Consider the following 22,165-nt stretch of genomic DNA (forward strand, 5'->3'; position numbering starts at 1 on the left):
CCTTGAGGGACCCTGGGTCCCTCAAGGAGGCCTTCACGGACTTGACACCCGACAGGACACCTTTGCCTTACCCCTCAATAGAACGGACCGGTATTTACCTACCTGCGCCTGACTGGGCGAGGGTGGCGGTTCCGCGGCCACCGGTCGCGGTTGCGGGAGAAGATTCCGGACGTTCCGACGGCGGCCGCGGCTATCAACCCCGTAGCGCGCCCCGCATCACCCCGTCGACCACCTTCCTGGCCAGCAGGATGAACAGCACGATCACGGGCAGCACGCCGATGGTGGCCGCGGTGAGCATCAGCGAGTAGTCGGTGAAGTAGCCGCTGGCCAGCCGCGACAACGCCACCTGGACGGTCGGGTGCGCGTTGGGGTCGAGCACGATCAACGGCCAGAAGAAGTCGTTCCACGCGGTCATGAACGTCAGCATCGCGAGCACGGCGGCCTGGGGGCGGATGGCGGGCAGGGCGATGTTCCAGAACAGCCGCGCCGCCGAACAGCCGTCGACGCGCCCGGCGTCGAGCAGCTCGCCGGGGATCGCCTCCTCGCACGCCTGCCGCATCCAGAACACGCTGAACGCGCCGACCAGTCCCGGCACGATCACCGCTTCCAGCCGCCCGTACCAGCCGAGTTCGCCGACCACCAGGTAGAGCGGGATGACCCCGAGCTGGGCGGGCACCATGGCGGTGCCGATGACGACGAGGAAGAGCGAGTCGCGGCCGGGGAAACGCAGGCGCGCGAAGGCGAATCCGGCCATGCTGGAGAGCAGCACGTTCGACACGGTCACGGTGCCGGCGACGATCAGCGAGTTCTGCATCGCCAGCCAGAAGTCGACGGTGTCGAAGACCCTGCCCACGTTCTCGACCAGGTTGCCGCCGGGCAACAGCGGCGGAGTGGTCTCACCGAGGGCGGAATTGTCCTTGGAGGACACCACGAACGACCAGTACAGCGGGAAGATCGACGCGATGCCGACGGCGAGCAGCAGCCCGTAGACGACGAATCCGGTCCTTTGCCTGGCCGCCACGCCTCACTCACCGCCCCGGATCCGGCGCACGAGCGAGAAGTTGACCAGCGCGAACCCTGCCGAGAGCAGGAAGAGCAGCCACGCGATGGCCGCCGCGTATCCGGCGTCGAACTCGCCGAACCCCTTCTCGTACAGGTACATGGCCAGCGTCTGGAACTGCCTGTCCGCGCCGCCGGTCCCGGCGGTGCCGGAGTCGTCGAACAACTGCGGTTCGGCGAACAGCTGCAGCCCGCCGATGGTCGAGACGACCACGGTGAAGGCGATCGTCGGCCGGATCGAGGGCACGGTGATCGACCGGAAGGTCCGCCAGCGCGACGCGCCGTCGAGCATGGCGGCGTCGTAACGCTCCTGGGGCACGGACTGCATCGCCGCGAGGTAGAGCAGCGCGTTGTAGCCGGTCCAGCGCCACATCACCATCACGCTCACCGCGACGTGCGAGGCGAACCGGTCCGATCGCCAGTCCACCGGGTCGAGACCGACCAGGCCCAGCGCCCAGTTGACGACGCCGTAGTCCTCGGCGAAGAGCTGGCTGAACACCAGCGCCACCGCGACCACCGAGACGACGTTCGGCAACAGCACACTCGCCCGCCACAGCGTCCGCGCGCGCAACGGGCGGTCGAGCAGTGCGGCGAGCCCGAGCGCGGCCAGCAGTTGCGGGACGGTCGACAGGACGAAAATGCTGACCGTGTTGAACAGCGCGTTGTAGAAATGCGGGTCCTGGAGCAGGACCGCGAAGTTGCCGAGCCCGGCGAACCCGGTGTCGCCGTTGACCAGGTGCCAATGGTGCAGCGCCACCCATGCCGTGTAGAGCAGCGGGAAGAGACCGAAGACGCCGAACAGGAGGTAGAACGGCGCTGTCATCAGGTATCCGGCGAGCCGCTCGCCTGTTCGCCTCAAACGGCGATCACCTTGACGCCGGTCCGGGTGATCTCGTCGGCCATCCGGGCGTCGATGCCGGTGTCGGTGATCAGGGTGTCGACGTCCTCGAGCTCCCCGAAGCGGGCGAAGTGGTCATTGCAGACCTTGGTGTGATCGGCCAGCAGGACCGAGCGCCGCGCGGACGCGATGGCCGCGCGTTTCACCATCGCCTCGGCGGTGTCCGGGGTGGTGAGTCCCCTGTCGACGGAAAGACCGTTGGCGCCGATGAAGGCGACGTCGACGTAGGTGTCCTTGAGCGCGCTCAGCGCCCAGCTGTCGACCGAGGCCATGGTGTGCCCGCGAAGCCGTCCGCCGACCAGCATCAGCGTGATACCGGGCCGGTTGGCGAGGGCGAACGCGTTGGGCAGCGAAGGGGTGACCACGGTCAGTTCCCGGTCGGCGGGGATGAGGTTCGCCAGCCGTCCCACGGTGGTGCCCGCGTCCAGCAGGATCGCGCCCTCGGCGGGGACCTGTTCCAGCGCGGCCAGGGCGATCCGGTCCTTTTCCGCCGACATCACCGCGTCGCGGGCGTCGAGACCCTGCTCGATGCCCAGCCGTTCCACCGGGATCGCGCCCCCGTGCACCCGCCGCACCACACCGCTGCGTTCCAGCGCCGTCAGGTCGCGGCGGACGGTCTCGCTGGTGATCTCGAAAGCGGCCGCGAGCGTCGCCACGTCGACACGGCCGTTCTGCCGGGCCTGCTTGAGAATGGCGCGCTGCCGCTCCTCGGCGTACAACGCCTCACCTCCTGCCCTGGCGGATGAGCGGTCATGGCGACAATAGTTGGTTTCTCGCGGGTACGACAACGGAACCCACCCTGAATCCGGGCAGGCTTCCGGCGCGGACTGTCCATTGAGGACACAACGCCGGGTGGTCTTCCGCCCGGCGTTGCCCGAATCGGCGGCGGAACTGCCCTTCTGGGCAGTGTTCGCGACGATTCCCGAAGGGCGTGGCGACCCGACCATCACCGCACCATGTCCCCAATGTGGCTTTGGAGGCATTGAACGTCCCCAAAGCCACATTGGGGACATCACAGCTTTCGGGACAGGCGAACCGACCATCACCTGGTAGTGAAGGCCTCCTTTCCTACCCTGAAGGTAGGCAAGGAGGCCTTCACGGACACCCGGGCTCCCCTAGTCCTTCGGGAGGCTCCGGCTCGCGGCGTCCGCGATCTTCTGCACGATGAGCGGCTGCCCGTCCGGCGACTTCACCGTGGGATTGACCGAGTACGCCACGACCCTCGACAGGTCGCGGGTGGCGAAGATCCCGCTCGCGTAGCCGTATCGACTGCCGGTCTTCCCCCAGACGGTGATCCCGTTCAGGCTCAGCTTCATCAGGCCCTGGCTGTACGAAGCCCGGCCGCTGCCGTCGAACATCGGCACATCGGGAACGGCGAACAACCGAGGCATCATCGAACGGTCGAGCAGCCGTCCTTGGAACAGGCCGGTGATGAACTTGTCGAGGTCCTCCGCCGTGGAGATGATCGCGCCCGCGGCGCCGGGGATCGACTGGTTCATCTCGGTGACGTCGACCAGTTTCCCGTCCACGTCCAGGTAACCGCGCGCGGCCGGGTTCGGCAGGCGCGGGTCGTCCTCCGGATAGTAGGTGCGCCAGAGGCCGAGCGGGACGGTGATGCGATCGCGCAGGTTGCGCGCGTAGGCCTGTCCCGTCACCTTCTCGACGAGCATCCCCGCCATGACGTAAGCCGTGTTCGTGTACTTCTGCGCCGTGCCGGGCCGGAAGTCGATCGGGTGGCGCAGCGCGGTGTCCACCACCTGGCGCGGGCTCCAGTGCTCGTAGCGGTGCGCGAGGATCCACTGTGGATCGTAGAGACCGGGGATGTCCACCGACGGCAGCCCGGAGGTGTGGTCGAGCAGGGTGCGCACCGGCACCGGCGGGTAGTCCGCCGGGAGCACCCCGGGCAGATACCGCTGGACAGGCTGTTCGAGGTCGATCCGGTGTTCCTGCGCCAGCTGCAGCACCATGACGGCGGTGTAGACCTTGGTGGTGCTGCCGATCCGGAAGAACCCGTCCGGCCGGACGGGGGCGTGCGTGCGGATATCGGCCACCCCGGAGGTGCCCGACCAGGAGCCCGACTCGCCGGTGACCCGGACCAGCGCGCCCGTCGTGTCCCTGTCGGGCAGCCCTCTGATCGCCGCCGATAACGCGGCGGGATCCGGCTTTCCGAGATCCGACGCCGCGGCGGCCGGCACCGAGGTGAGGACCGCCGCGACGGCGGCGACTGCTGTGACAACCAGTGTTTTCATGTCACACATGATGTCCGCGCCGGACGGCGGGGACATCAGGGAATACCCGATCCCGGAAGATCAGGGTCACTCCACGGTGACGGACTTCGCGAGGTTCCGGGGCTTGTCGATGTCGTGCCCGAGGATCAGCGCCGCGTGGTAGGCCAGCAGCTGCAGCGGGATCGTGAGCAGGATCGGGTCGAGTTCCGGCTCCGAACGCGGGACGACGAACCGCGGCACGTCGAGGTCGCCGAAGTCGACGTCGTCGTGGGTGATCGCCAGGACCTGCCCCTTGCGCGCCTTGATCTGCTGCATCGCGGCGAGGTTGCGGTCGGCCAGGTCGTCGGACGGCACGATCGCGACGGTCGGCAGCGCCTCGTCGATCAGCGCGAGCGGACCGTGCTTGAGTTCCGAGGTCTGGTAGGCCTCCGCGTGCCGGTACGAGATCTCCTTGAACTTCTGCGCGCCTTCCCGCGCCACCGGGAAGCCCCGGACGCGGCCGATGAAGAAGAGGCTCCGCGCGTCCGCGCAGATCTTGGCGTGCTCGGCGATCTGGGACTCCGCCTCGACGATGGCGGCGACCTGCGCGGGCAGCGCCCGCAGGGCCGCGACGATCCGCTGTCCGTCCGCGTTGGACAGATCGCGGACCCGGCCCAGCGCCAGCGCGATCATCGCGAAGCCGACGGCCATGTTGGTCAGCGCCTTGGTCGACGCGACGGCGATCTCCGGACCGGCGTGCAGGTACAGGCCGCCGTCGCAGGCCCGCGCGATCGTCGAGCCGACGACGTTGACGAGGCCGACCACCCGGCCGCCCTTGCGCTTGACCTCTTCGACGGCGAACGCGGTGTCCGCGGTCTCGCCGGACTGGCTGACGGCGATGTAGAGCGTGTCCGCTTCGATGATGGGGTTGCGATAGCGAAACTCGGACGCGGCCTCCGCGTCGGCCGGGACCCGCGCGAGGTCTTCGATCATGGTGGCGCCGATCTGCCCCGCGTAGTACGCCGAGCCGCAGCCGAGGATCTTCACCCTCGCGAAACCGCGCAGGTCACGGGCGGTCAGGTTCAGACCGTCCAAACGGGACACTCCGAACCGGTCGTCGAGACGGCCGCGGATCATGCGCTCCAGGCATTCCGGCTGCTCCTGGATCTCCTTGTACATGTAGTGCTGGTGACCGCCGAGATCGAGGTCGTCGGCCTGGATGTCGATCGCGGTCGCGGCCTTGCCGGTGTCACTCTCGTCGACGGTGAAGGTGCGGTAACCCGTGGCGGAGACGCTGGCGAACTCGCCGTCGTCGAGGTGCACCACCTGCGAGGTGTGCCGGACCAGCGCGGACAGGTCGCTGGCCACGAACATCTCCCGGTCGCCGACGCCGATGATCAGCGGCGATCCGTTCCGCGCCACCACGACGCGGTCGGGGTGCTCGGTGTCGGTGACGGCGATCGCGTAGGTGCCGGTGACGCGGGAAACGGCTTCGACGACGGCGTCTTCGAGGGTCTTCGCACCCGACCTCGCGATGAGGTGGGCGAGCACCTCGGTGTCGGTCTCGGAGGTCAGCGTCACCCCGGCCTGGCCGAGCTGCTCGCGCAGGGCGTCGGCGTTGTCGATGATCCCGTTGTGCACCACGGAGATCCGGCCGTCCTCGGAGACGTGCGGATGGGCGTTGGCCTCGGTCGCCGGTCCGTGCGTCGCCCACCGCGTGTGTCCGATGCCGACCTTGCCCGCGAGCCGCTTGGGCAGGGCCGCCGTCAGGTTCCGCACCCGCCCCACGATCCGGTGCACCTGGGCGCCTTTGCCGCCCAGGACGGAGATCCCGGCGGAGTCGTAGCCGCGGTACTCCAGCCGCGTCAGCCCCTCGATCAGGATGGGGGCGGCGTTCTGGCCGCCGATGTAGCCGACGATTCCGCACATGACGAGTCAACCTCACAAAGAAAACGGACGGGGTACGCGAAGACCGGGCGTTCCGTCAGCCGTAGACGATGCGGCGCAGTTGCCGCTCGGACAGGTCGGGAGGCGCGACGAGGCGGCGGCTCAGTTCCGCGGCGACGAGCGGGAAGATCTCGGGGTTCTTCCTGCCCTCGGCCTGTAACTGGGCGTGCCGCGACCGGACGTACTGCTCGACCGGTTGCCGGTAGAACGCCAGGACGTCCTCGACGACACGGGCGGCGATGGCCGTCGACAGACCCGTCGACAAGGCCACCTGCTCGACGATGTCCGCGTCCTCCACCGGACCCATCATGCACAGGACGACCTCGAAACGCCAGTTCTTGCCCGAAATCGGGCAAGAACCGAGGACTTTCTCCTCGCGTTTAGTCCTCTCGATGCGAGAGTTCACAGGACAGCAGCGCTTCATACGCGGCTTCCACCAAGGAAGTCCTCGCGGTGATCGTTCGGCCGGGGTGGTCGCGGGTGGCGATTCGGGTTCTGGCGGACTCGTATTTAGCCACCCACTGGTGTGACCGGCGAGTGTGGAGGATTTGGGGCGTTGAACGTCCCGGATCCTCCGTTGATCAAGGTCCGAAGCCGGGGCGACCCCACGGTGAAGGAATTGGGACGTTCAACGTCCCAATTCCTTCATCGTCGCGCCCTGGCAGCCGCGGAACCACCACTCACGCCCAGTTCAGGCGTGGGTAGGTAAACACCGAATCGCCACTCACGACCACCCTGGCGCGCTAGCCCGGACAGCCGTCACCAGGCCGGTCACCAGATCCGCCCGCTCCGCCATCGACCCGACCAGCAGGTACTCGTGATCCGCGTGAGCGCCGCCCCCGACGGCGCCCAGCCCGTCGAGCGTCGGGACGCCGATCGCCGCCGTGAGGTTCCCGTCGCTCCCGCCTCCGACAGCCACCCCCGCGACCCCGGGCAGGAGCCGTTCCGCGACGGCGAAGAGGTCCGTGGCGGCCGACTCGGGCATCGGAGGCCGGTGGATCCCGCCTCGCACCTCGATTTCCGACCCCTGGAGACGCGGGGTCAGCGCCGCGAACCCGGCTTCGACGCGCTCTTTCTCCTCGGTGGACTCGACCCGGACGTCGACCACGACGGTCGCGGACGCGGGTACGACGTTGCTCGCGGTTCCCGCCGAAGCGACGGTCGGGGTGACGCTCGTCCCGGCCCCGGGGCGGTCGAGCGCGGCGATGGCCAGCACCTGATGCGCGGCTTCGGTCAGCGCGTTGACCCCGGCCTCGGGTTCCAGGCCGGCGTGCGACGCCCTGCCGGTGATGACGACCTCGAACGTGCCGCACCCCTTGCGGCCGATCTTGAGACCGCCGCCGTCGGCCGCCCCTTCGAACACGAGCACCGTGCCGCACGCGCGGGCGCGCTCCTCGATGAGGGTCCGGGACGCGTGCGAGCCCGTTTCCTCGTCGGCGGTCACCAGGATTTCGACACCGGTGAGGTCGTCGAGTGCCGCCAGACCGTGGATCGCCTGCACCAGCCCGCCGAGCATGTCGAACACCCCGGGTCCGGTCACCCGGCCGTCGGCCACCGCGAACGGGCGGCGGGCGAGCGTGCCGATCGGGAACACGGTGTCGTGATGCCCCAGGATCAGCACGCGGGGCTCACCACCGCCGGACCACCGGACATGCGGCCCCGCCGCGCTCTCCACCAGGGTCGCCGTTCCGCCGAGGCGGGCTTCGAGAAGGGTGGCCACCGCCTCGGCCGACGTCGTCAGGGCCTCGATGTCCCCCGAAGGCGACTCGATTTCGACGAGCGTCCTGAGATCTTCGATCATCGCGTCGACAGTCATCCGGACACTTTCTCAGGCGACTCCGGCGGGGACGACCTCGTCCTCGCTCAAGCGTTCCGTCTTGGTCCAGCTGTTGCGGCGGGCCAGCACGCGGAACAGGGCCCGCCAGGTCGCGATCACGCCGAGCACCAGGAACGCCGGATAGAGCAGCCCCGCGAGCAGACAACGGCGGAGCGGTTCCTCGCCGAGACGCAGCCGGTGCACGACCGCCCACACGAGACCGGGCACCAGCAGGACGACCACGCCGATCAACGCCGCGCCCGGCAACGCCGACGGCGGCGCGATCAACCCGCCCAGCGTGACGCCCGACCAGGAGGCGACGAGTGTGCCCACGAACAACAGCGAAACCACCAAGGACAACGGCACCGTCAACCAAGGTGTCACGAGATAAGCGAGGAAGTCCAAAAGACCGATACTGCCCACATGCCGTGACGCCAGCAGTTTTCGCAAATGCCGTGCGCATTGCAGATTTCCCTGCGCCCATCGAGTGCGCTGCCGCAGCAGCCTGCGAAGATCGACGAGGCCTTGTTGCGTGACCCAGGCCGATTTCACATAACGCATCCGAATACCGGCGACGTGCAACCTCAGCCCGAGTTCGAGATCCTCGACGAGACAGTCCGACCAAGGGGCCGGATCGAAGCGCCGCAGTACGCCGAGTCTCGAGAATTGCCCGTTTCCGCCCATTCCGACACTGCCCGCGAGATCGCGCAGACTTTGCGACGCGTCAGCGACCGCCCCGAACTCCAAATCCTGCAACAAGGCGAGCACGCTGCGCCGGTTGTGGATACGCACCCGGCATTGCACGGCACCGACGCCGCGGTCACCGAACACGTCGGCCACCTCGCGCAGCATCCCCGGGCTGCCGCGGCCGTCCCCGTCGATGATGCCGACGATCGTCTTCGGCACGCTTCCCTCGGCTTCGCACAACCGGAGGATGTAGCGGTACCCGGCGTTCAGCGCCTCGCCCTTACCCTGCCGGGCATGCGGGAGATCACGGCGCAGGACGTGCAGCCGCGGATCCCTCACCTCGCGGAGGACCTCCGGCGTGCCGTCGTCCGAGCCGTCGTCGATGACCAGAACACGTACCGGGTTTCGTTCCGTGCCAAGCGAAAGCGCGTTCCGGACGGTGTTGCCGACCACGCGTTCCTCATTGAGCGCGGGGATGACGATCCAGAACTCCAGCCCCTCCCCACGCGAGGCCACCGACCGCCGGGAGCGCCCGGTGCGCCACGCGAACGACGCGAGCAGGATGTTGTGCGCCGGCCACCACAGGAGCAGCAGCATCATGGTCGCGGCGAAGGCGGGAGTGGCCATCAGTCCTTCAAGCGAAGGTGCAGCGAACGCGCCATGAGCAGCAAGGCGACCGCCCCGATCACCATCGCGAGCACGGTGCTCACCGTCGCGCCCGCCATCGTCGCGCCGATTCCGAGCGCGGAAACCTTGACCGGGCCCACCGGCACCATCGACATGTCTTTCCTTCGGGCAGGGGGCGCCACAAACATCTACTCACAGTTTTCATACCGTGAGTACGGGGTCACCCAGGGAAGCGATATTCAGCCTTTCGGGTGGGTACAGTACCCCGTCTGTGTTAACGTTCGCGGGCGACGATCCCCCGTAAAGGTGACCATCAGCTAGTGATCCTCGCCTCACCTACCACTCTTTCGTGACTTCAACGACGAATTCACGCCGTACCTCAGCGCGAACCCGGAAGAAGGACCAGGTGCGTAACGCACAGAACGAGACCGACGCCATGCCCGAAATCTGGCTGATCGCGGGAACCCGCCCGGAAGCCGTGAAACTGGCTCCGGTGGCCAGGGCATTGGCTTCCGAAGGCCGGATGCGGCCCGTGATCGTCGCCACGGGACAGCATCCGGAAATGGTCGGCCAAGCCTTGGCGACCTTCGGCTTGACGGCGGATGAAAATCTGACCCTCACCAGGCGAACGGGTTCCCAGCCGGAACTGCTTTCCGGCCTCCTCACCGGTCTCGAAGAAGTGGCCGATCGGCGGCCGCCCGCCGCCGTGGTCGTCCAGGGCGACACGACGACCACCCTGGCCGGAGCGCTCGCCGCGTTCTGGCGCCGCGTACCCGTCGTGCACCTCGAGGCGGGTCTCCGCTCGTTCGACCTGGGCGCGCCGTTTCCCGAGGAGCTCAACCGGAAACTGGTGACCCAGGCGGCCACGCTCCACCTCGCCCCCACGCCCGACGCCGCCGCGAACCTGCGCGCCGAAGGGGTTCCCGACGAGAACGTGCTCGTCGCGGGGAACACCGTCGTCGACGCGATCCTCACGGTGACGGACAAATCCACCACGGTGCGCGATCCGGAATTGGCGACCCTGCTCGAAAACGCGACCCGCGGCGCGGTCAAACTGATGCTGGTCACCCTCCACCGCCGCGAATCCTGGGGCGAGCCGATGCGCCGGGTCCTGCGCGCGGTGAACGACCTGATGGCCGCGGATCCGGAACTGCGGGTGGTGCTTCCCGCGCATCCGAACCCGGAGGTGCGAAGCCTGGTCCGCGAGGAGCTGGCCGGCACGCCGGGCGTGCTGATCACCGGTCCGCTGCCCTATCCCGAACTGGCCGCGACGCTGGCCGCGAGCACGCTCGTGCTCTCCGATTCCGGTGGTATCCAAGAAGAAGCCCCGACCTTCGGCGTCCCGGTCCTGGTGCTCCGGGACGTCACCGAGCGCATGGAGGCGGTGAACGCCGGCTGTGCCCTGCTCGTCGGCACCGACCGCGACAAGATCGTCTCGACAGCGAAGGAACTGCTGAACGACCCGGCGGCGCGCACGCGGATGATGAGCAGCGGCAACCCGTTCGGCGACGGCGCCGCCGCGGAACGGACCGAGCAGGCGCTCGCGCGTCTGCTGGGTCTGGCCCCGGACCTGCCCGCCCCGTTCCGGCCCGCCACCGCGAACGATCTGGCCGAGGTCTGACCCGATGAAGAAGGACAAGGGCGGGCAGCGCTTCCGCTTGCCCGCTTGGTTCCGGCTCACCGTCGTCGCGGTCGTCGCCGTCACCGTCGCCGTGGTCGTGCTCGTCCAGGTCACCAGGACGGAGCCGGTCACGGCGTCACCGCCCGCCACGCCGGTGCCGCTCGCCGGCCGCGCTCCCGAAGCGGCCAAGGCGGGTCAGCCCGGTCCCGGCGGTGATCCGAACCGGAAGACCCTCGTGCTCTACGACGACGGGCGCAAGAAGAACGGGACCGCCTCCACGCCCGAGGAGGTCAGGACGGCCGAGGCGTACGCGATGTTCACCGCGAATCTCGTTTCCCGCGGCACCGCTTGGACGATGCAGCCCGCCGCCGACTACCGGCCCCGGCAGGCGAACGACTTCCAGGCCGTCGTGTATCTCGGCTCGGTCTCCGACGCGGCGTTGCCGAAAGCGTTTCTCGACGACGTCACGACGGCTCGGATTCCCGTGGTCTGGATCGGTGCCAACATCTGGCAACTGCGCGCCACGCCCGGCTGGCGGGCGGAAGGCTACCGCGACGACAACCCCACCACCGTCACCTACAAGGGCACTCCCCTGCGCCGCGATCCCCGTTCGGGCACCGGGGTCGTCGCGATCGACGTCCGCGACCCGACCAGGGTCCAGATCCTGGCCGAAGCGAGCGCTCCGGGCGGCACGCCGTCCCCCTGGGCGGTCCATTCAGGACAGTTGACGTACGTGGCCGAAGTTCCTTACGCGTACGCCGAAGCACAGGACCGCTACCTCGCCGCGGCCGACATCCTCCTGGGCGTCCTTTCACCGCAGGCGCCGAACCGGCACCGCGCGCTGATCCGGCTCGAAGACGTCGGCCCGCGGACGAAACCGGAAGAACTCCGCCGGGTCACCGACTTCCTCATCCGGGAGAAGATCCCGTTCTCCCTCGCGGTCTATCCGTACTACTCGGATCCCCAGGGCCGGGCCAACGACGGCAATCCGACCTCCGCTCGGCTGGTGGACTCGCCGGAACTGGTCGCCGCGCTCAAAGAGGCGGTGCAAGCGGGCGCGACGCTGGTCATGCACGGCTACAGCCACCAGAGCGAGAGCGGCCCGAACCCGTACGACGGGGTGAGCGCGAGCGATTTCGAGTTCTACAAGTCCAGTGTCGGTGGCGACGGTGTCGTGCGCATGGACGGGCCGATGCCCGAGGACTCCGCGCAGTGGTTCGACCAGCGCGTCGCGACCGGGCTCGGGGAGTTCCGGCGAGTGGGCCTGCCGGAGCCGACGATGTTCGAATTCCCGCACTACGGCGGTTCCGCCGTGGACTACCAGCGGACCACCGAACTCTTCCAGGCCCGCTACGACCGCGGCAGCTACTACGCGGGCTTCTGCCCCGGCGGCCGATGCGGATCGACGGCCACCGCGACGACGGAACAGGTGTACGGCCAGTTCTTCCCGTACCCGGTGCGTGACGTCTACGGCGCGAACGTCGTCCCGGAGAACATCGGCAACGTCGCGCCCGTCGCGTTCAACCAGCACGCCTCGCGCACCGCCGTCGACATGCTCGCCGACGCCCAGAGCGCGCTCGTCGTCCGAGACAACGTCGCCGGCTTCTTCTACCACCCGTTCCTCGGCGAGGGTGGCCTGCGGGACCTGGTGAACTCGTTGCGGGCGCTGGGGTACCGCTTCGCCACCCCGGCGGAGATCCTCGGCGACTGAGCGGGGCGGTCCGAACTACACCCTCACCAGTTAGTCACGGCGATACCGCGTGAAGGGGACTTTCCCCTCATCACACGAGAGGAAAGTCCCCTTCACCACGGGTCTTGCGGCGGCGTAGCGAAAGCCACGTTCACAACGTTGAGCGTTGCGAACGTGGCTTTCGCAACACCCGAAACCGGCAGGCGGCCACACGCCACCTTTGCCCTACCCGTCAATAACCCCACTTGCCACTCACGACCACCCCGGCCGAACCCGCCACGGGACACCTCCGGCTGAGCCTAGGATCGGGGGCATGCTCGAGAACCTGCTCACGCCGGAGACCAGGACCGATCCGTACCCGTTCTACCGTCAGGTCTTCGACCGCGGCCCGGTGTTCGAAGCCGCCGACCGGTTCTTCGTGGTGAGCGGCTTCGAGGAGGCGTCCGCGCTGCTCAAGAACCCCGCGTTCGGGCATTCGGAGCCGGAGGTGCTGCCGGATCCGCACGAGAACGAGCCCGTGGACGACCAGGGCCGGGTGGTCCGGTCGTTCCTCGCGCTCGACCCGCCCGATCACACCCGGCTGCGTCGGCTGGTCTCCAAGGCGTTCACGCCGAGGATGATCGAACAGCTCGCCCCGAGGGTCGGGGAAGTGGCGAAGGAACTCGTCTTCAAAGCGCTCGAAACGGGCGAATTCGACCTGATGACCGAGGTCGCGAAACCGCTGCCGGTCGTCGTGATCAGCGAGATGCTCGGGGTTCCCCTGGCCGATCGCGACCGCTTCGAGGGGTGGTCGGACGCCATGGGGCGCGCGCTCGACCCGGCCTTCCTGATCTCGAAGGAGACCGTCGAGGCGGCCGTCGCGGCCCGGCGCGAGTTCGTCGCCTACTTCCGCGAGCTGGCGAAGGAACGGCGGAAACGGCCGACCGGCGACCTGTTCTCCGACCTGGTGTCGGTGTCCGACGAGGGTGACAGGCTCAGCGAGGGCGAGCTGGTGATCACCGCGATGCTCCTGCTGGTCGCCGGGCACGAGACGACGACCAACCTGATCGGCAACGGGGTTCTCGCGCTGCTGGACAACCCTGAGCAGCACCGGAAGCTGGCCGAGGACCGGTCGAAGATCCCTAACGCGGTCGAGGAGATGCTCCGGTTCGATTCCCCCGTCCAGCTGACCATGCGGATCGCCTTGCGGGACACGACCATCGGCGACCTGCCTGTCAGCGCGGGCTCCCAGGCGGTCGTGTTGCTGGGTGCGGCGAACCGCGACCCGCGCGCGTACGAGCGGCCGGACCGCTTCGACGTCGACCGTCCCTCGCCGAGGCATCTCGCGCTGGGGCAGGGCATCCACTTCTGTCTCGGTGCCCCGCTCGCGCGGTTGGAAGCCCGGACCCTGTTCGAAACGCTGCTCGGTACCGGCCGCTCTTTCCGGCGGACGGCCGATCCGGTCTGGGTGAAGCAGGTGACACTGCGCGGGATGGAAAGCCTGCGGCTCGAATTCGCCTGACGGGGCGGAAAGTCCGGTTCTCGACCTTTGACGGTTGCCGACCGGCGCCGGACTGCGCATGCTTTGCGCCAACCCGGCGTCGGTGGGGGTGCCAGCCATGTACCAGGAACGCGAGGAACCCAGCGCGCGGCGAGCGGTGCCGGACGCGGTCAGGTCCGGACCATTCCATCGCGCGCTTTCCGAAGCGGTGGAACACCGCGGTCTTTCCCTGTCCCGGATCCGCGCGCATCTGGCGGCACGAGGCGTTTCCGTGGCCGAATCGACCTTGAGCTACTGGCAGCGCGGGCACCGGCATCCGTCGACACCGCGCTCGCTCGACGTCGTCCGCGCGCTCGAAGCGGTGCTCGGTCTGCCGCCGGACAGCCTGGTCGTCCTGATCGGCCCGCAGCGCCGATCCCCCGGCGACGACCATCGGCCTTCGGTGGTGGAACTGCGGCAGAGCTGGGCCGAAACCTGCTCGCTGCTGGACGAACTGAGCGATTCGCCCGGTGCGGTGAGGAACTCGAAGCTCGACGTGGTGACCGTCGTCGACGTGCTGACCATGACCGGGCAAGGCCGGACCTCGGAGATCACCTCCACCATGGTGGTGCGGGCACGGGAGCCCGGCGCGGACGGCTTCGTGGTGACCCACCAGGACGAAGACGGCACCGACATGGAGGCCACCACGGTCTTCGCCACCGATGGCTGCCGAAGAGGCAGAGTGCGCCGAAGCACCTCTTCGCCGGGAATGGTGTTCGAGCTCCTCTTCGACCGCAGCCTGGCCGAAGGTGAGACTCACACCTTCGCCTTCACCATGCGCCTGGCCGCGTCGGTCCGGTCCACCTGTTTCCACCGGACGGTGCGGGCCCGCATGTCGGCGTACCTGCTCCGGATCCGTTTCGACGCCGCCGCGATCCCCGCCCGCTGTGTCAAAACCGTGCGGGAGCGCGAAGAACTCGCTCCCGTGGTCAGTGAGCCGTTGCATCCCGGCCCGGGTGCGACGGTCAGCGCCTACTTCGAGGACCTCGGCGTCGGGGTCGCGGGGATCGACCTCATCTGGGAGTGAGCGTGCGCCTCCGCCACACCGCGAACAGCACGATCGCCACTCCGGCGACCCCCGCGGCGATCAACCCGGCCACGATCGACACGGGCAGGCCGGTGTTGACGGCCGGGGGCGCGGCGGCCTGCGCGAAGCCGATCCCGCCGTCGCGCTGATAGTCCGATCCCGGCATCTTGTCGGCGTAGCGGCCGTGGACGTTCCGCTGGTACTCGGAAAGCGGGACGAGCTTCCCCACCGGCGACTGCGGCAGGCTCGCCTGCAGCAGCACCACGCCGTCGGGACGCAGCTCGTACCAGCCGTTGATCTGGGGTTCGTTGAGCAGCACCGAATCCGGCCGGATCCGCCCGCTCAGAGTCTCTTCGTCGTTCCCGGAGAACACGCTCGCCGCGACCCACTTCCCCGGGCCTTCCGGCATCGCCTGGAGAGTGGCCTTCTGACCGGAATCCGCGGTGGCCGTCACGGCGACGGATCTCAGCATGCCCGCCGGCGCGCCCGCGACGCCCCTGACGAAGTCGGGATTGAGGGTGTAGACCGGGAACCCCTTCTCCCCCATCGTGATCCGTCGCGGTTCGATGTGGTCGACCTGCCGGAAGTTCGATCTCGCGAGTCCGATCGCGTCCGGCTGCGCCGCGACACTCACGGCGGCCGCGAGATCGCCGGCCGAGGGCGCGACGACGTTCTCGCTCGCCGATGCGGGCAGAGTGGCGGGCAGCAGCGTCGCGACGGCCACCGCGAGACAACCGGAGAACTTCCGGCAGATCGTGTTCATGACCGCGTCTCAGCCCTTCCGGATGTTGACGATGGTGTCGTTCCAGCGGAACTGGCCGTTGCTGCGGTACTGGTTGTAGTTCCAGGTCTGGTAGCGCTGGTACGTCGGCCACGGGTCACCGACCATGATCGACTGGTTCGCCGAGTCGTAGCCGTAGATCACCTCGGCGTGGCCACCACCGGAGGTCCAGTAGATCCCCGTCAGGTTCAGGATCCCGGCGTCGACCTGGCTGACGACCGAGTTGAAGCTGATCGGCCCGCCCGCGTCCTGCGCGGAGAAACCGGTGCCGCGGAAACCGCGGACGATTTCGGGGATCTGGGCCGCCTGGTTCGGGCAGTACCCGGCCGACGTGCCCTTGCCCGCGGCGCAGAACTGGGCCTGGGTGGCGGTGCCGCCCTGTGAACGCTCGATGCTCGAACCGTCCGCGGCCCAGCACCACTGGTTCTGCTGCTGCACCTGCTGGGTGTAGTTCAGCTGCTTGGAAGCGAGCGTCGAAGCGACCGTGAGCGCGTTGCCCGCGACCGGCGCGATCTCGCGGACCTGGGTGTGGGTCTGGGTCTTGATCAGGCCGGTGGGGCGGTCCCCGGCGTCGCCGGGCTGCGCGAGGGCGGTGGCGGGCAGCATGCTCAGCGCGAAGACGGCGGCTCCGGTGGCCAGTACGGCCCTCGAAAGGCTCTTCACAGATGTCTCCTTTGACACGGGGATGGGGAGATCAACCGTGCGCCGCACCGGCTCCGGGGACAACGCCCTCACCGGGCGCGAGGAAACCGCTGTGATCGTTCACAGCTCCGGGGCGCGCTCGCGGGCCAGGAAACACCGGGTTCGCGGACAGCGGGGGCGGGCCCACCGCGCAAGATTCACGGTTCCTTCACAAAGGCTGTGAATCCGGCACCGGTTCAGCCCTCGGGGTCGCGAGTGTGGTGGGCCGGGAACGGCCTCGCAAGGTGACGTCCTCGGTCGCCTTCCAGTGTCCGGCTTCGGCCTCGCCCGCCGACTCGATCGCCGTCCACGAAGCGAGCAGCCGCGCTTCGACGTTCTTCGCCAGTTCGGTCAGCCGGGCGGCTTCGTTGACCGGGTCGCCGATCACCGTGTACTCGAACCGCCTTGGGTCGCCGACGTTCCCGGCGACCACCTCGCCGGTCGCCACGCCGATCCCCGCCGGGCATTCCGGCACCTCCGCCGCCAGCCTGCGGGCGATCGCGCGGCCCGCGGACAACGCGAGGGCCGCGTGCTCCTCCAGGCGCACCGGCGCGCCGAAGATCGTGAGCGCGGCGTCGCCGACGAACTTGTTGACCAGCCCGTGGTTGCGGTCGACCTCGTCGACCACCACCGCGAAGAACCGGTTGAGCAGCCCGACGACCTCCTCGGGCGGGCGGCTCGCGGCCAGCGCCGTCGAGCCGATCAGATCCACGAACAGCACCGACACCGTCCGCACGGTGCCGCCGAGTTCGGCGGTGGTACGCATCGCCTCGGTCGCGACGTCCTCGCCGACGTGCCTGCCGAACAGGTCCCGCAAACGTTCGCGTTCGGCGAGACCGACGGCCATCCCGTTGAAGCCCGCTTGCAGCAGGCCGAGTTCGGTCCCGTCGTAGACCGGGATCTCCACGGTGAAGTCACCGGCCCGCACCCGGCCCAGCGCGTGCTGCACCGACCGGATCGGGTTCACCACGGCGCGGGCGGTGAACACGGTCACCAGCAGGCCGAAGCACAGCACCACCAGGCCCAGCACGATCACGGAGACGGCGAGCTTCGTGGTCGACACGTCGCCGCGCACCCACGCCAGGATCGCGGTGACCACCAGCCCGGCCACCGGCACCCCGGTGCCGAGGCACCAGAACAGCAGCATCCGCAGGTTGACCCCGCCGCTGAGCGGCCGCGCCGGCGAAGTGCCCGCCAAGGCCAAGGCCGCGTACGGCCGCAGGATGAACTCGCCCGCGAGGTAGGCGATCGCGCAGACGACCACTCCGGCGAACGCGACGACGAGCAGTTCGGTCAGCACGACCTTCGGCTGCACCAATGCGGCGAGCGCGCCGAACACCACGGTCGCGACGCCCCACAGCACCGCCTGAACCAGCGTCAGGCGCAACGGCACCCGCAGGCTGGCGGCGCGTTCGTCGTCGGTCGGCTTCCGGCCCTCGGCCGCCCAGCGCAACGTCCGCAGCGCGCCGCGGGTGCCCCACAGCGCGCCCACGACGACGGCGGAGACCACGTAGACGGGGACCGCGATCGCGGTGACCCGGACGAGCTCGCCGGACATACCGGGCGCGGGCATGAGCAGGGCCGCCAGCCCGACCACGACCAGCGCGCCGATGACGTTGGTCGCGATCAGCGTCCCGGTGAGCAGTCCCTGGACGCGACGCCGCAGCACGGCCGTGTCCTGATCGAGCGGGCCGAGCAGCCACGAGCCGAACGGCCCTTGCCCGCGGCCCCGGACAGAGGAGTCGTTGTCTGATCGCACCAGTACCCGCCGTTCACCCGGTTTGAGTGAACGACTGTACACCGAACTCCCCGCGTTTCGTCCTCTGGATGCGTGTCGTCAGCCGACGTGGATGCCCGGCCGCCGCGCCGGGTCCCGCTCACTGGTGCGGATGATCTCCCGGACCACCGGAGCGGTGTCCCCGCGCCCGAGGATCAGGTAGCGGAACAGATGCCCGAGCGGATTGCCCTCGCTCCATTCGAAATGACACTGCGGGCGCACGCCGGTGGTGTCGCGCAACGAGAGCAGGATCGCCGCGATCGCGTTCGGCGCCGCCGGGCTTTCCACGCGCAGGACGCGGAAGCCCTCGACCTCGACGCCCCGGACCTTCAGCACGTCACTGAACCCGGACGGGTCGATGACGTCGATTTCGAGGAACAGGACGTCGGCGGCACCCGGCACCGGGTTCATTCCGCGTTGTTCGGCTTCCTTCCCCCGGTACTCGTCGGCGTCCCCGGCCTGGCGCCGGTTCGCGATGATGGTCAGCGCGCCGTCGTGAGCGATCGAATCGGTGAGGAACCGGCGGGCGGGTTCGTCGAACTCGATGTGCTCCACCCGCAGTTCCGTGGTGCGGCTGACCCGCGAAATCAGCGAGACGACGATGATCCCGAGAATGAAGAACGCGGAAATGGTGAGCCCGTCGGGCTTTTCGATGACGTTCTCCACCAAGGCGTAGATCAGGATCAGGGTCAGCACGGCGAACGCGATCGCCGCCTTGCGCTGACGCTTTTTCGCCGCGGAGATGGCGACGGCGACCGACGCGGACACCATCATCGCGAGGATCCCGGTGGCGTACGCCCCGGCCTGGGCGTTGACGTCGGCGTTGAAGATGACCGTCACCAGAACGCAGATCGCGGTGTACACGAGCACCACCGGCCGCACGGCGCGGGCCCAGTCCGGGGCCATCCCGTACGCGGGCAGATATCGCGGCACGATGTTGATCAGCCCGGCCATCGCCGACGCCCCGGCGAACCACAGGATCAGGATGCTGCTGATGTCGTACGCGGTGCCGACCCATTCGCCGAGCAGTTCGTGCGCGAGGTACGCCAGCGCCCGGCCGTTGGCCTCACCGCCCGGTTCGAACTGATCCGCCGGGATCAGGACCGTGGTGACGAAACTGGTCGCGATCAGGTACACGGACATGATGAGCGCGGCGACGGTGAGCAGCTTGCGGGTGTTGCGGATCCGGTTCGCCAGTTTCCGCTCGGCGTTCTCGCCCTTGGCCGCGACGAGCGGCATCATGCTCACCCCGGTCTCGAAACCGGACAATCCGAGCACCAGCAACGGAAACGCCAGAACCGCCGGACCGACGACGCCGCCGAATCCGCCCCCTCCGGAGGTGAGCGCATCGGTCCAGCGGTCGAGCGCGGCGGGCTCGGTGATCACCTCGCCGATCCCGGCGACCACGACCACGGCGTTCAGCAGCAGGAACACCGCCACCAGCGGGATCGCGACCCCGACCGCCTCACTGAACCCGAGCAGGAACACCCCGCCGAGGATCAGCAGCAGGATCACCGTGATCAGCACCGCGTGGCCGTGCAGGAAGGACGGCACGTGCGGGTTCTCCAGCGCGTGCACCGTGGCGTCGGCCGAGGACAGGGTGATGGTGATGATCCACGACGTCGCCACGAAGCCGAGCAGCACCAGCACGAAGAGCTTGCCGCGCCAGAACGGCAGCAGGTTTTCGAGCATCGCGACCGACCCCTGGCCGTGCGGGCTCTCCCTCGCCACTCGCCGGTACATCGGCAGCATGCCGAGCAGGGTGAGCGCGACGATCAGCAACGTCGCCAGCGGCGAGAGCGCGCCCGCGGCCAACGCCGCGATGCCGGGCAGATACGACAACGTGGAGAAGTAGTCCACGCCGGTGAGGCACATGACCTTCCACCACGACTGCGGCGTGGTGTGCTCCTCGTGGCTCTCCGGCCCCACCGGCTGGACACGATGCTCCATCAGCCACCGGCCGACCTTGCTCGACGGCGCCGCCTGCCGGACCGGGCTGTCCACCCGTTCCGGAACAACGGATTCCGGTACCTCGGTCATGCCGTTCCTCCCCGACTTTCGTGTGCGGGGCACAGCATGCCCGACCCGTTCGGCGGAGCGGATCCGGCGCGCCGGACAGTCAGCGGACGGTGCCGGAGCCCACCAGGGTGGTCGCGTCGAGCTCGGTGACGCCCTCTTCGCGCAACGACTCGAGGTAGCGCTCGCGTACCCGCTCGACGACATCGGGTTCGAGACCGTCGACGATGCCCCGGAAGCCGGAACCGATGACGATCAGCCACGCCACTTCGGGCGTCATCGGCAACCGCAGCTCGTTGACCACGACGTCCACATCGGACAGACCCCGGCCGGAAAGCCACTCGGCGTAGGTGCCGGCCTGGTTGATCCGGTCGATCAGGCCGGGCTGCCGCTCCGGTGGCGGTCCGGAATCGGTCACCGCGGCCATCGCCCGCCCGGCGTGGCGGCCCGCCGTCACCATGGCGCCGCCACGCCAGATGGTGAACACGGCCCGCCCACCGGGACGGACCCGGCTGATCAGCCGCTCGGTTCCGTCCGTCATGTCCGGGAAGAAGAAGATGCCGAGCGCGGACAAGACGGCGTCGTAACCGTCGGTGCCCCACGCCGTCGCGTCGGCTTCGTGCGCGCGCAACTGCGGCAAATCCGCCGAAAGCCGGCGCAATTCGCCGATCATCGGACCGGAAAGGTCGATCGCGTCCACCAGGCCACCGGCCCCGACCGCGTGTGCCGCCGGAATCGCCGACGCCCCGGTGCCGCAGCAGGCGTCGAGGACCCGCGAGCCCGCACCGATCCCGGCCGCCGCCACCGTGGCCGCGCCGATCGGCTCCCACAGATGACGCCCCAGTGCGGTGAAATCGGCGGCGGCGGCGTCGAAAGCACGCTGAGTGCCCACCTTGCGAGAAGACATACCTCGACGATATCCGTTTTTCGCCCGTCCAGCGGGCGAAGCGCGCACAGCTCCCGCCCTAGCGTGGTCGGCATGAGAAAAACACTGCTCACGCTGCTCGGCGCGGCCGCCGTCCTCGGCACGATCGCCACCCCCGCTTCGGCGACCACGCAAGAGACCAGGAAGTTCGTCGGCTACGGGTCGAGCGACTTCGGCCTCGAGCTCATTTACGCCCGGCATGACGCCAGGAACCAGGCCACCTGGGCCGGCTTCACGGACTGCGAGGAGTACGACAAGATCCTTTTCCCGTACAGCGCGACGGTCTTCTGGCGCTGCACCCGCTGACCAATCCGGTCCGGCGCGGGCTCCGAATGCCGGGCATGGACCAAGGAGACCTCGCCCCGGACTTCACCCTGCCCGACGACACCGGCCAGGACCGCACACTGTCGGACTTCCTGTCCACCGGCCCGGTCGTGCTGTTCTTCTATCCCGCCGCGATGACCGGTGGCTGCACCGCCGAAAGCTGCCACTTCCGCGATCTGGCCGCGGAATTCGGCGAAGTCGGCGCCCACCGCGTCGGGATCAGCCCGGACGGCGTCACCAAACAGCGTGAATTCTCCACCTTGCACGGCTTCGACTACCCGCTGTTGTCCGATGTGGACGGTGCTGTCGCGAAGCAGTTCGGCGTCTGGCGCCGGTTCAGCCCGCTGCACGCCAAGCGGCACACCTTCGTGATCGACACCGATCGCAAGGTCCTCGCGGTGATCAAGAGCGAACTGAAGTTCGACGTGCACGCCGACAAGGCGCTCGCCGCCCTGCGGGAACGCATCACCTCGTGAGTTCTCTTGACCCGTAAGGCAAAGGTGCGGGTGATCGATGGCTCGCGCCCCTGCCGAGTCCAGGTGTCGTGAAAGCCACTTTCGGGA

The 22,165-nt window shown here is 68.7% G+C and carries 20 protein-coding genes; 6 read left to right on the top strand and 14 right to left on the bottom strand.

Annotated features, from left to right (window positions below; genetic code table 11):
• Positions 1-193 precede the first annotated feature (193 nt).
• The 9 genes from ACFWMR_RS35150 to ACFWMR_RS35190 form a co-directional block, all read right to left on the bottom strand.
• Positions 194-1,021 (bottom strand): carbohydrate ABC transporter permease, encoded by an 828-nt coding sequence (locus tag ACFWMR_RS35150; RefSeq protein WP_378381507.1) that lies wholly within the window; start codon positions 1,019-1,021, stop codon positions 194-196.
• Positions 1,022-1,024: 3 nt separating this feature from the next.
• Complete coding sequence (locus ACFWMR_RS35155) at positions 1,025-1,918, bottom strand: carbohydrate ABC transporter permease (RefSeq protein ID WP_378381508.1); 894 nt, start codon at positions 1,916-1,918, stop codon at positions 1,025-1,027.
• Positions 1,915-2,676 carry a DeoR/GlpR family DNA-binding transcription regulator gene (locus ACFWMR_RS35160; protein WP_093934696.1) on the bottom strand — a complete coding sequence of 254 codons (762 nt, stop codon included), beginning with the start codon at positions 2,674-2,676 and terminating at the stop codon, positions 1,915-1,917. The genes ACFWMR_RS35155 and ACFWMR_RS35160 overlap by 4 nt, the downstream gene beginning before the upstream one ends.
• Positions 2,677-3,072: 396 nt before the next feature.
• Positions 3,073-4,206: a serine hydrolase domain-containing protein gene (locus ACFWMR_RS35165; RefSeq protein ID WP_378381509.1), complete on the bottom strand. Its 1,134-nt coding sequence runs from the start codon at positions 4,204-4,206 to the stop codon at positions 3,073-3,075.
• A 66-nt stretch (positions 4,207-4,272) separates the two neighbouring features.
• The gene (gene glmS / locus ACFWMR_RS35170; RefSeq protein WP_378274766.1) at positions 4,273-6,093 is read right to left on the bottom strand and encodes a glutamine--fructose-6-phosphate transaminase (isomerizing); all 1,821 of its coding nucleotides are present in this window, start codon (positions 6,091-6,093) and stop codon (positions 4,273-4,275) included.
• A gap of 55 nt (positions 6,094-6,148) precedes the next feature.
• Complete coding sequence (locus tag ACFWMR_RS35175) at positions 6,149-6,421, bottom strand: hypothetical protein (RefSeq protein WP_039917776.1); 273 nt, start codon at positions 6,419-6,421, stop codon at positions 6,149-6,151.
• 414 nt (positions 6,422-6,835) lie between these two features.
• Entirely contained in the window at positions 6,836-7,927 is a 1,092-nt protein-coding gene (locus tag ACFWMR_RS35180) for a M20 family metallopeptidase (RefSeq protein ID WP_378381510.1), read from the bottom strand.
• 12 nt (positions 7,928-7,939) lie between these two features.
• A complete protein-coding gene (locus ACFWMR_RS35185; protein ID WP_378381511.1) occupies positions 7,940-9,241 on the bottom strand; it encodes a glycosyltransferase family 2 protein in 1,302 nt (433 codons plus the stop codon).
• Positions 9,241-9,396, bottom strand: coding sequence for a hypothetical protein (locus tag ACFWMR_RS35190; protein WP_167406147.1), 156 nt, complete (start codon positions 9,394-9,396; stop codon positions 9,241-9,243). The genes ACFWMR_RS35185 and ACFWMR_RS35190 overlap by 1 nt, the downstream gene beginning before the upstream one ends.
• Before the next feature lie 251 nt (positions 9,397-9,647).
• Here ACFWMR_RS35190 and wecB point away from each other — a divergent pair, with 251 nt between their 5' ends.
• The 4 genes from wecB to ACFWMR_RS35210 all read left to right on the top strand — a co-directional run bounded on the left by wecB (position 9,648) and on the right by ACFWMR_RS35210 (position 15,098).
• Positions 9,648-10,862, top strand: a complete 1,215-nt coding sequence (gene wecB / locus ACFWMR_RS35195; RefSeq protein ID WP_378381512.1) for a non-hydrolyzing UDP-N-acetylglucosamine 2-epimerase — start codon at positions 9,648-9,650, stop codon at positions 10,860-10,862.
• A gap of 4 nt (positions 10,863-10,866) precedes the next feature.
• Complete coding sequence (locus ACFWMR_RS35200; RefSeq protein ID WP_378381513.1) at positions 10,867-12,573, top strand: DUF2334 domain-containing protein; 1,707 nt, start codon at positions 10,867-10,869, stop codon at positions 12,571-12,573.
• 292 nt (positions 12,574-12,865) lie between these two features.
• Positions 12,866-14,053 (top strand): cytochrome P450, encoded by a 1,188-nt coding sequence (locus ACFWMR_RS35205; RefSeq protein WP_378381514.1) that lies wholly within the window; start codon positions 12,866-12,868, stop codon positions 14,051-14,053.
• Positions 14,054-14,150: 97 nt separating this feature from the next.
• On the top strand, positions 14,151-15,098 hold the full coding sequence (locus ACFWMR_RS35210) for a helix-turn-helix domain-containing protein (protein WP_093934710.1): 948 nt from the start codon (positions 14,151-14,153) through the stop codon (positions 15,096-15,098).
• On the opposite strand, the gene ACFWMR_RS35215 is transcribed toward ACFWMR_RS35210, so the two are convergent.
• The 5 genes from ACFWMR_RS35215 to ACFWMR_RS35235 all read right to left on the bottom strand — a co-directional run bounded on the left by ACFWMR_RS35215 (position 15,085) and on the right by ACFWMR_RS35235 (position 21,260).
• Positions 15,085-15,861 carry a hypothetical protein gene (locus ACFWMR_RS35215; protein ID WP_378381515.1) on the bottom strand — a complete coding sequence of 259 codons (777 nt, stop codon included), beginning with the start codon at positions 15,859-15,861 and terminating at the stop codon, positions 15,085-15,087. The genes ACFWMR_RS35210 and ACFWMR_RS35215 overlap by 14 nt on opposite strands.
• Positions 15,862-15,870: 9 nt before the next feature.
• Positions 15,871-16,542: a papain-like cysteine protease family protein gene (locus ACFWMR_RS35220; protein ID WP_093934688.1), complete on the bottom strand. Its 672-nt coding sequence runs from the start codon at positions 16,540-16,542 to the stop codon at positions 15,871-15,873.
• Positions 16,543-16,729: 187 nt separating this feature from the next.
• The gene (locus ACFWMR_RS35225) at positions 16,730-18,319 is read right to left on the bottom strand and encodes an adenylate/guanylate cyclase domain-containing protein (protein WP_378381519.1); all 1,590 of its coding nucleotides are present in this window, start codon (positions 18,317-18,319) and stop codon (positions 16,730-16,732) included.
• A gap of 78 nt (positions 18,320-18,397) precedes the next feature.
• Positions 18,398-20,377 carry an amino acid transporter gene (locus ACFWMR_RS35230; protein WP_378381516.1) on the bottom strand — a complete coding sequence of 660 codons (1,980 nt, stop codon included), beginning with the start codon at positions 20,375-20,377 and terminating at the stop codon, positions 18,398-18,400.
• A 79-nt stretch (positions 20,378-20,456) separates the two neighbouring features.
• Positions 20,457-21,260 carry a class I SAM-dependent methyltransferase gene (locus ACFWMR_RS35235; protein ID WP_378381517.1) on the bottom strand — a complete coding sequence of 268 codons (804 nt, stop codon included), beginning with the start codon at positions 21,258-21,260 and terminating at the stop codon, positions 20,457-20,459.
• Between the two features lie 72 nt (positions 21,261-21,332).
• Between ACFWMR_RS35235 and ACFWMR_RS35240 the strand changes: the two genes are divergently transcribed.
• Entirely contained in the window at positions 21,333-21,584 is a 252-nt protein-coding gene (locus ACFWMR_RS35240; RefSeq protein ID WP_378274754.1) for a hypothetical protein, read from the top strand.
• A gap of 35 nt (positions 21,585-21,619) precedes the next feature.
• Entirely contained in the window at positions 21,620-22,078 is a 459-nt protein-coding gene (locus ACFWMR_RS35245; RefSeq protein ID WP_378381518.1) for a peroxiredoxin, read from the top strand.
• Positions 22,079-22,165: the final 87 nt, after the last annotated feature.

Origin of the sequence: Amycolatopsis thailandensis (assembly GCF_042723255.1) — a bacterium.
In the GTDB taxonomy this organism is placed as follows: domain Bacteria; phylum Actinomycetota; class Actinomycetes; order Mycobacteriales; family Pseudonocardiaceae; genus Amycolatopsis; species Amycolatopsis thailandensis.